The sequence below is a fragment of the Bacillus sp. SRB_331 genome, from assembly GCF_003264175.1.
Lineage (GTDB): Bacteria > Bacillota > Bacilli > Bacillales > Bacillaceae_G > Bacillus_A > Bacillus_A mycoides.
Window position 1 is genome coordinate 1 of record NZ_NADV01000073.1, and the last position, 2,428, is coordinate 2,428.

2 protein-coding genes are annotated in these 2,428 nt (G+C 33.1%); both read left to right on the forward strand.

Features of this window, described 5'->3' with window-relative positions:
• Window positions 1-222 precede the first annotated feature (222 nt).
• Window positions 223-1,182 carry an alpha/beta hydrolase gene (locus B5P42_RS30175; protein WP_113735960.1) on the forward strand — a complete coding sequence of 320 codons (960 nt, stop codon included), beginning with the start codon at window positions 223-225 and terminating at the stop codon, window positions 1,180-1,182.
• 191 nt (window positions 1,183-1,373) lie between these two features.
• Window positions 1,374-2,105, forward strand: coding sequence for a DsbA family oxidoreductase (locus B5P42_RS30180; protein WP_002035454.1), 732 nt, complete (start codon window positions 1,374-1,376; stop codon window positions 2,103-2,105).
• Window positions 2,106-2,428: the final 323 nt, after the last annotated feature.

Sequence of the window (2,428 nt, forward strand, 5' to 3'; positions counted from 1 at the left end):
ATGACTCGTCTTTTTTGTGTTTCAAACTTCTTATCAGCTTCAAGTAAGTAATCCTTATTATTTTGATCCTCTCATATTCATTTTCTTTCATCATTTTTGATGTGTAGTTTAAGATTTTCTATTCTATTTTTTGTAGAAGCAATCTATCGGTGTGTTAAAATAGTACAGTTGTTTTTCGAGGTACTTTAATATAGGAAGATTTAAATTTTTTAAGGAGATAATATGAAAAAGATAGGTGTAATTACTATAGTGGTTTTAGTCCTTCTAGCAATTACTTATATGTTAGTCGGGAATTATTTTTATAATTATGCGTTGAATGCGAAACAAGAGAAAGAGTTTTTAGAGGATAATCCTCACTTAGTAGAAACTGTGAATGCATCGGGAGGTGTGTTTGCTACAAATGAAGAAAAGGATGCGAACTTTGTATCAAATCATAAACCTAATATACGAAACATAAATTCTTTCGATAAGTTGAAATTAACAGGTTATGAATATATGAATGAACAATCTAGCCATAAATGGGCAATTGTAGTTCATGGATATGATAGTAGGGCATCGAAAATGACGAAATATATCCGGGATTTTTATGAAGAAGGATATAACGTCATAGCGCCAGATCTTCGTGGGCATGGAAATAGTGAAGGTGATTATATAGGGATGGGCTGGCATGATCGTAAAGATATTTTGATTTGGATTCAACAAATTGTAAAGAAAGACCCTAATGCTGAAATAGCACTCTTTGGAGTTTCAATGGGGGGAGCAACTGTAATGATGACTTCAGGTGAAGAGTTACCCTCTAACGTTAAAGTTATTATTGAAGATTGTGGATACTCAACTGTTATTGATGAATTTACTTATCAATTAAACGATTTATTCCACTTGCCGAAGTTTCCTGTTATGAATGCGGCAAATACAGTTACAAAATTAAGAGCTGGATATGATTTAGAAGAAGCTTCAGCTGTAAAACAAGTAGCGAAAAGTAAAACACCGATGCTATTTATTCATGGGGACGCTGATACATTCGTTCCTTATGAAATGTTAGATGAAGTATATAATGCTGCAAAAGTAGAAAAAGAGAAATTAATTGTTCCAGGTGCTGGACATGGAGAAGCCGAGAAGGTAGATTCGAATAAATATTGGAATACCATATGGGAGTTCGTGGGGAGATACATTCCAGCGTAATTAGATTGTTTTAGATTTGTATTTTGTATATACGATAATCAGAAGGAAATGTTTTTATACTTTTGATTATCGTTTTTTCTATTTAAAAACTCATTTTAGTTTGTAGTATATAAGGTTTGAAGCATAAATTTTTGAATTCCTTATTGCCAGTGCTACAATAATTGAAAACTACATGTTAATGAGGTGTTTCTATGAAAATTGAAGTATGGTCAGATTTTGTATGCCCATTTTGTTATATTGGGAAACGCAGATTAGAAATGGCTTTAGAGCAATTTCCGCATAAGAAAGATGTTGAAGTTGAGTTTAAAAGTTTTGAATTAGACCAAAATGCTCCAATCTATTCTGGAACAAGTATTAATGAAGTACTTGCATCAAAGTATGGGATTAGTATTGAAGAAGCTAAGCGTAATAATATACAACTAGGCAATCATGCAGCTAGTATGGGGTTAAGTTTTAATTTTGAAGAGATGAAGCCGACGAACACTTTTGATGCGCATCGTCTTGCCAAATTTGCAAAGGATCAAGGGAAAGAAAAAGAGATTACGGAAAATCTACTTTGTGCATATTTCACTGAATCGAAAAATTTAAGTGATGTGGATACGCTTGCTACTATTGCTGAAGCTTCAGGTTTAGATAAGCAAGAAGCTCTACATGTTATTAATGATAAAAGCGCATATGCAAATGATGTTAGAATTGATGAAGCGATTGCTCAGCAATATCAAATTTCGGGAGTTCCTTATTTTATTATTAATCAAAAGTATGCTATTTCAGGTGCGCAACCACTTGAAACTTTTGTTGGTGCACTTCAGCAAGTTTGGGAAGAAGAGAATCCTGCACCTAAGTTACAAGAGCTTTCTTCAGAGGGTGGAAGCGATATGTCTTGTACGGATGAAAGTTGTTCTGTACCTTCAAAAGAACAATAGTTTTTATGACGGAATAGCAACCCATAGAGTGTTTCATGGGTTGCTTATCTATTCTTATAGAAGAGGTATATAAATAGATAAATTAATAACGTAAATAGGATTTATAAAAAAATGAAGTTTTTTATAAAAACATATTGACGATTGTAGATTAGAGGTGTAATATAGAACAAGTCGCCGATAGCAACAACGCAGAAAGCGACAAAAGAAATAAAAAAACTTGGTTGACATTGAAATATGAAAATGTTAACATAAGGGAGTCGCGAATGAGCGGCAAACAAGTTCTTTGAAAACTGAACGAAACAAACAACGTGAACGTCAATTTT